General features: G+C 62.6%; 7 protein-coding genes. All 7 read right to left on the reverse strand.

What is annotated here, in order from left to right:
* Positions 1-4: 4 nt before the first annotated feature.
* The gene (locus HSS18214_RS0110305; protein WP_016915222.1) at positions 5-1,462 is read right to left on the reverse strand and encodes an aldehyde dehydrogenase family protein; all 1,458 of its coding nucleotides are present in this window, start codon (positions 1,460-1,462) and stop codon (positions 5-7) included.
* A gap of 120 nt (positions 1,463-1,582) precedes the next feature.
* The gene (locus HSS18214_RS0110310; protein WP_016915223.1) at positions 1,583-2,860 is read right to left on the reverse strand and encodes a TRAP transporter large permease; all 1,278 of its coding nucleotides are present in this window, start codon (positions 2,858-2,860) and stop codon (positions 1,583-1,585) included.
* Positions 2,857-3,435 carry a TRAP transporter small permease gene (locus HSS18214_RS0110315; protein WP_016915224.1) on the reverse strand — a complete coding sequence of 193 codons (579 nt, stop codon included), beginning with the start codon at positions 3,433-3,435 and terminating at the stop codon, positions 2,857-2,859. The genes HSS18214_RS0110310 and HSS18214_RS0110315 overlap by 4 nt, the downstream gene beginning before the upstream one ends.
* Before the next feature lie 112 nt (positions 3,436-3,547).
* Positions 3,548-4,546, reverse strand: coding sequence for a TRAP transporter substrate-binding protein (locus HSS18214_RS0110320; RefSeq protein WP_016915225.1), 999 nt, complete (start codon positions 4,544-4,546; stop codon positions 3,548-3,550).
* Between the two features lie 102 nt (positions 4,547-4,648).
* Positions 4,649-5,623 carry a D-erythronate dehydrogenase gene (gene denD / locus HSS18214_RS0110325; RefSeq protein ID WP_016915226.1) on the reverse strand — a complete coding sequence of 325 codons (975 nt, stop codon included), beginning with the start codon at positions 5,621-5,623 and terminating at the stop codon, positions 4,649-4,651.
* A 46-nt stretch (positions 5,624-5,669) separates the two neighbouring features.
* On the reverse strand, positions 5,670-6,467 hold the full coding sequence (gene otnI, locus HSS18214_RS0110330; protein WP_016915227.1) for a 2-oxo-tetronate isomerase: 798 nt from the start codon (positions 6,465-6,467) through the stop codon (positions 5,670-5,672).
* Between the two features lie 52 nt (positions 6,468-6,519).
* Positions 6,520-6,759, reverse strand: a 240-nt coding sequence (locus tag HSS18214_RS0110335) for a class II aldolase/adducin family protein (protein ID WP_016915228.1), incomplete at its 5' end; no start/stop codon positions are given.

Genomic DNA, 6,759 nt, shown 5'->3' on the forward strand with positions numbered 1-6,759 from the left:
GCGCTCAATGTTTGATGGCCACGGTCTTGATGCGAGTATAGCTGCGCAGCCCTTCGAAGCCTTTTTCACGCCCGTGGCCCGAGCGCCCGACCCCGCCAAACGGCAGCTCGACACCGCCTGCCGCGCCGTAGTTGTTGATGAAGACCTGGCCGCTGCGAATGCCCTTGGCCAGGCGCAGCTGACGCCCTCCGTCACGGGTCCAGACCCCGGCACACAGGCCAAAGTCGGTGGCGTTGGCCAGCGCCAGGGCCTGCGCCTCGTCATCGAACACCTGTATCACCAGCACCGGCCCAAACAGCTCTTCACGCAGTACGTCGTGGCCCTCTGGAATGTTCGTCAGCACCCGTGGCAGCACAAAGTGCCCGCCGGCAGGCGCGCTCGGCGCCAACTGCCCCTGCCCCGCCACCTGGATGCCATCGGCTTCGGCGGCGGCCAGGCGGGCTTCCAGCTTGAGCTTTTGGCGCTCGTTGATCAGCGGGCCGCAGTCGGCATCGGCTTCCCCCGCATCGCAGCGCAGCTCGGCAAAACGTTGGGCAAGGGCCGTAACGACCGTATCGGCGATCTCCCGCTGCACCAGCAGTCGGCTACCCGCCGAGCACGTCTGTCCGGCATTCTGCACGATGCCCCGCACCACGGCGGGCAGCGCGGCTTCCAGGTCGGCATCGGCAAACACCAGCTGCGGCGACTTGCCACCCAGCTCCAGAGTAATCGGGACATGGTGCTGGGCGGCGAACTGCGCCACGCGGGTACCGGTTTCAGGCGATCCGGTAAACGAGAGGTGGTCGATCCAGGGGTGCGAAGCCAGCGCAGCACCCGCTTCCACGCCCAACCCCGGCACCACGTTCAGGGCGCCTTCGGGCAGCCCATGGTTCACCGCGAGCGCCGCCAGGCGCATGACGCTCAGGCAGGCATCTTCGGCAGGTTTGAGCACCACCGTGTTGCCCGCCGCCAGCGCTGCTGCGACACAGCGCCCAAAGATCTGGGACGGGTAGTTCCAGGGGATGATCTGGGCGCAGACACCGTAGGGCTCGCGCAGCGTCATCACGGCAAAGTCCGTCTCAAAGGGGATCGTCTCACCGTGCAGCTTGTCGGCGGCACCGCCATAAAAGCGGAAATAGCGGGCACAGGCGGCAATGTCTCCCTTGGCCTGCGTCATGGGCTTGCCGGTATCCGCGCACTCCAGCGCCGCCAGCTGCTCATGCTGTGATTCGATCACGTCGGCAAAGCGCAGCAGCCACTCACCGCGCTGGCGCGCTGACCAGCGCGCCCACTCCCCGAGCTGCCCAGCGAAGGCCTTGCGGGCCGCCTGCACGGCGGCATCTACCTCTTCGGCTTGGCACCGCGCGATGCGGGTCAACGGTTCGCCCGTGGCGGGGGCGTCTACCTGGAGGGTCTGCGCGGTATCGACCCACTCTCCTCCAATCAGCGCCTGCTGCGACAGCAGGCCGATGGTATGCGACATCAGGAGCTCCTTTTATTGTCATTGTGGTCATTACGGTTAACACAGACGGCTCTTTGATCCCGAACGTTTTTTAACCCCGCACGTTTTTAACCCCATAGGTCTTTTAACCTCACAGGTCCTTTAACCATAGAAGAGATTGACCAGTCCCATGGAAATCCATGGCATGTAGGTAATCGCCATCAGACATGCCAGCACCACCAGCACGAAACGCACTAGCCACGGCAGCATCTGATCGATGGAGATTTTGGCCACGGCGCAGGCGGCAAACAGGTTGACGCCCAACGGCGGGGTGATCATGCCCAGCGCCAGGTTGACCACCATGACCAGGCCAAAGTGCACGGGGTGGATGCCAAACTGCATGGCGATGGGGGTCAGGATGGGCGCCAGCACCAGGATGGCCGCCGAGGTTTCGATGAACATGCCGACGATCAGCAGCAGCGCGTTGACCACCAGCAAGAACATCATCGGGCTTTCAATGGTGTTGGTCACCAGCGTGGCAATGTGGGCGGGCAACCCGGTACGGCTCAATAAAAAGCTGAAAAGCGCGGCAGCGGCAATGATCAACATGACGGCCGCCGTGGAAATCACGCTTTGGCGCAGGATAGGCCCCATATCCGCCAGCGTTAATTCACGGTAGTAGAACGCCCCCACGATGAGGGCGAAAAACACTGCCACCGCCGAGGCTTCCGTGGGCGTAAACACCCCGCCGTAGATACCGCCAATCACGACCACCGGCATCAGCAGCGCCACCCAGGCACGCTTCAGCGACGTCATGAAGCCCGTGCTGTCCTTGTAATCGTCCTTGCCGTAGCCACGCACTTTGCAGAACAGGTAGAGGAAGATGATCAGCGCACAGCCAATCAGCAGGCCTGGCCCAATCCCCGCCAGGAACAGCTGTCCGATGGAGGTATCGGTACTCACGCCGTACAGAATCAGCGGAATGGAAGGGGGAATCAGCACGCCCAGCTCCGCCGATGACGCTTGAATGGAAGCGGCCAGCGGTTTGGGATAGCCATGCTTGACCATCGCCGGAATCAGGATGGCCCCAATGGCAAAAGTAGTGGCCACGCTGGAGCCCGACACCGCTGCAAACATCATGCAGGTCAGTACGCAGGACATGGCCAGACCGCCTTGCACCCGCCCGACGATGGATTTGGCCAGGTCCACCAGCCGCTGGGAAATGCCCCCGGCGGCCATCAAGTTACCCGCCAGGATAAAAAACGGAATCGCCATCAGCGGGAATTTGTCGATCCCGATGAACATCTGCTGTGGCACCAGCAACAGCGGCAGCCGGGTGAAGAATTCGATGCCGATGATCGAGGCCAGCACGATGGAGATCGCAATGGGCACGCCGAAGGTGAAGAGAATAAGCAGCGACAGGCCAATCACCATGTTCATAGGGGCGCCCCTTTGTTGGTCTGTTCAGCGCTGGGCTGCTCGACCTGCTGCAGCATGGCCTCTTCGGGCAACACCTCACTGTTTTCCGGCCCCACGGGCTCACGTCCACTGAGCTGCGCGGCCAGCCTGGCGATTACCGACACGATGGCAAAAGCGGCGCCGGTCGGGATGGCCGCGTAGGCCCAGGACATGGAGATATTCATGCCCGACATCACCTGGTTACTGACCCGCAGGGTCATGAGGATGCCGTAATAGCACATCACCCCCAGCACCAGCAGGCAGCAGGCGACAATGGCCACTTCGAGCAACAGCAGCCCTCGGCGCGGCAGCCATTTATAGATCACTTCTACCGCCATCATGTAGCCGCCTCTGAAGGTGGCCGCTGCGGCCATGAACACGCACCAGATCATGGAGGCGCGGGACGCCACTTCCGTCCAGGTGGAAGGCGCATTGAACACGAACCGGGTCAACACCTGATAGAAGCTCAGCGTGACCGAGATCACCAGCATCAGCACCGCCACCATCAGGGCCAGCCGGGTTAACTGATGCTCGATACGGAGCAAGACCGATAGCATAAAGGATCACCCTGCTTGAATGGCCTCTGGCACTGCCAGAGGCCGACGTTGAGAAAGTGCGTCAAGAAAGCTCGTCAAGACAGTTCGTCGAGAAAGCGCGTAAAGACAGTACTCAGCAGCTGCCCGCTTTCTCACGAATGCGTTCGAGCATCTCGCTGCCGTACTGCGACGTGAAGATCTCGTAGGCGGGCTCTACGGCCGCCTGGAAGGGGGCCGGGTCGATATCGGTTTTCACCTGCATTCCGTTGGACTCCAGCAACGCCACCCCTTCACGCTCCAGGCGCGAGACCTCTTCACGGGTGGCGTCCACCGATGCCGCTGCCGCCTGCATGAACCAGTCGCGCTCTTCATCGCTCAAGCCATCCAGCAGGATCGGCGACCCCAGCACGATGGCCGGGGAGTAGACGTGTCCGGTCAGGGAGAGGTAGTCCTGCACTTCCCAGAAATTGGTGGCCACGATGACGGTGATCGGGTTCTCCTGGCCGTCGACGGTGCCCTGCTGCAGCGCCGTGAAGAGTTCAGGGAAGGCCATGGGAGTGGGCCGTGCGCCCAACTGCCGGAAGGCTTCCTGGTGCACCGCGTTTTCCATGGTGCGTACCCGCAAGCCACTGGCATCCTCGGGGCTGGCGACTTCACGCTGGCTATTGGTGAGATGGCGGAAACCGTTCTCCGACCAGGCCATGCCCACCAGGTCATGGTCGCTCATCTTCTCGAGCAACTCGTCACCGATCTCGCTATCCAGCACGCAGCGTGCCTGGTCGTAGTTTTCGAACAGGAACGGCAGATCCAGCACGTAGGTTTCGGGTACGAAGTTACCCAGTGGGCCGCTGGAGGTGATCACCACATCCACGGTGCCGATCTGCAGGCCTTCGATCATTTCACGCTCACCGCCGAGAGAGCCGGAGGCGTGTTCGGTGACGGTAAAAGCACCGTCGGATAAACGTTCGAGTGTCTCCTTGAACGCCTTGGCGCCCACCGAGTAGTGGGAGGTAGAAGAGAGCGTATGCCCCAGGCTGATATCGGTGGCGGCCTGGGCGTGCAGGGCGAGGCTGACGGTGGCCACGGCACTCATGGCGGTCACGAGAGCATGTCGGGTGAAGCGCTTGGTCATGATGTATCCCTCTTGGTGTTGTTGTGAGGGTGGGTGTTTCAAGAAGGCGCAGGGCCTTCCTATGGGTTACCTGCCTGCCAGGCAGATGGAAAAGCAGCCACATCAGGCGCGTTCATGGTGCTGCTCGGCCATGAAGCGTTCGATGATCTGAGTGAAGTCGTCGTCACCGACAAAACCGAGCTGGCGCGCCTTGGCGGTTTCGAAGCGTGCGGGCCAACTGGCCACAATCGCTTCGATGCGCGGATCGGGCGCATGCTGAACGAGCGAGAGCGCGTCTTCGCCTGCGGCGCTGCGCAGGGCATCGAGCATCTCGGCCACGCTCACCGTGATGCCGGGCAGCATGAAGGCACGGAACGGTGCCAGCGCCGTGCTGGGCACCTGGGCGCCATGCACCAGCGCGTCGACCACCTTGCCCGGCGACATCACGAACATCTCAAGGGTGGTGGGCACCGGGCAAATGGCCGTTTCGCCATTGAGCGGCTCCCGCAAGATGCTGGAGGCAAAGCTGGAGGCTGCCGCATTGGGGCGGCCAGGGCGGATCACGATGGTGGGCAGGCGCAGCACCAGACCATCGATCTCGCCACGACGGCTGTAATCATTGATGAGCAGCTCGCACATGGCCTTTTGGGCACCATAGGAGTTCTGCGGGTGCAGCGCGGTCATGTCATCGAGCACCTCCGGCAGCGCACCGCCGTAGGCCGCCACGGAGCTGGCCATGATCAAGCGCGTTGCGTGCAGGCCGCGCAGGCGGCAGCCTTCCAGCAAGGCACGGGTGGCATCGAAGTTGACCCGCATGCCCAGCTCCAGATCGGCTTCGGCGGCGGAGCTCACCACGGCCGCCAGGTGGTAGATCACGTCAGGGCGCTGATCCAGCACGTCGTCGAGGGCCTGGGGCTGGGTAATGTCCACGGCACGCGAGGACACGGTGATGCTACCTGCGTCGGGCGCGGGGGCTTCCACTTGATCGATCAGCGTGAGCTGGGTGATCGGCTGCTGGCGAAGCTCGCCCCGCTGGATCAGTTGATGGGCAAGACGCTGACCTAGAAAACCCGCTGCGCCGGTGATGGCAATATGCATGATGTGATTCCTGATATGGCGTTGTTATTGTTGGCGTTCGAAGAGCTCAGCGTGGGGTCAACCCCCAGGGTGCTCCCCACCACAACCCCGCTCGGGTGGCCGCCTGGGGGCGGTATTCACAGCCAACCCAGCCGCGATACCCCAGCGCGCTCAAGCGTTCGAAAATGGCGGGGTAGTGCACCTCGCCCACATTGGGCTCGTGACGATCAGGCACCCCGGCAATCTGGACATGGCCAATGGCGCTGAACTGGCGTTCGAGATGGCGAATCAGGTCGCCTTCCATGATTTGGCAGTGGTAAAGGTCGAACTGCAGCTTGAGATTCGGGGCACCGACCTCTTCCAGTACCGCCATGGCCTGGGCCTGGCGAGAGAGAAAAAAGCCCGGCATGTCACGCGTATTGATCGGTTCGATGAGAATGTCGCGGCCCACTTTGGCCGCCTCGTTCGCCGCAAAACGCAGATTGCGGATATAAGTGGCGTGGTGCTCTGCCTGGGTCGCGGCATCGGCATTGTCCGGTAACAGCCCCGCCATGGCATGAACCCGCGGGCAGCCGAGCGCCTCGGCGTAGCTCAGCGCCGCCGTGACCGAATCGCGAAACTCGGCTTCCCGGCCCGGCAGGCTGGCCAGGCCGCGCTCACCGGCGTCCCAATCGCCTGGCGGCATATTGAACAGCACCTGCTCCAACTGGGCATCCTTGAGCGCGTGCTGCACATCACGCGCGGCAAACGCATAGGGGAATAGATACTCCACCCCTTTGAAACCCGACTCGGCGGCAGCAGCAAAGCGGTCGAGAAAGGCGTGTTCGTTGAACAGCATGCTGAGGTTGGCGGCTAATCGAATCATGGCGTGCTCTTGTTGTTATCCAGTACCTGGTGAAAGGGGTTCAAGTGCGTCATTAATCCTTGGGAAAACGCGCTTCCAGCTCGGCGACCTGCTCTGGGGTCAGCCCGCGCGGGTTCTCGCCTCGCAGCAGCAGGTACAGCTTGGCGGTCTCTTCCAGCTCTTCGGTGGCATACACCGCCGCCTCGAGGGTCTTGCCCGCCACCACCGGGCCGTGGTTGGCCAGCAGCACCGCGCTGTGCTTGCCTGCCAGGCCCCGCACCGCTTCACCCAACTGGGGGTCGCCCGGGATGTG

It is taken from the genome of Vreelandella stevensii S18214, from assembly GCF_000275725.1.
GTDB lineage: Bacteria > Pseudomonadota > Gammaproteobacteria > Pseudomonadales > Halomonadaceae > Vreelandella > Vreelandella stevensii.

Excerpts from the sequence above, each read along its gene's own strand:
- HSS18214_RS0110310 (WP_016915223.1), bottom strand. The coding sequence starts at position 2,860 with ATGAACATGGTGATTGGCCTGTCGCTGCTTATTCTCTTCACCTTCGGC.
- otnI (WP_016915227.1), bottom strand. The coding sequence starts at position 6,467 with ATGATTCGATTAGCCGCCAACCTCAGCATGCTGTTCAACGAACACGCC.
- denD (WP_016915226.1), bottom strand. The coding sequence starts at position 5,623 with ATGCATATTGCCATCACCGGCGCAGCGGGTTTTCTAGGTCAGCGTCTT.
- HSS18214_RS0110315 (WP_016915224.1), bottom strand. The coding sequence starts at position 3,435 with ATGCTATCGGTCTTGCTCCGTATCGAGCATCAGTTAACCCGGCTGGCC.
- HSS18214_RS0110305 (WP_016915222.1), bottom strand. The coding sequence starts at position 1,462 with ATGTCGCATACCATCGGCCTGCTGTCGCAGCAGGCGCTGATTGGAGGA.
- HSS18214_RS0110320 (WP_016915225.1), bottom strand. The coding sequence starts at position 4,546 with ATGACCAAGCGCTTCACCCGACATGCTCTCGTGACCGCCATGAGTGCC.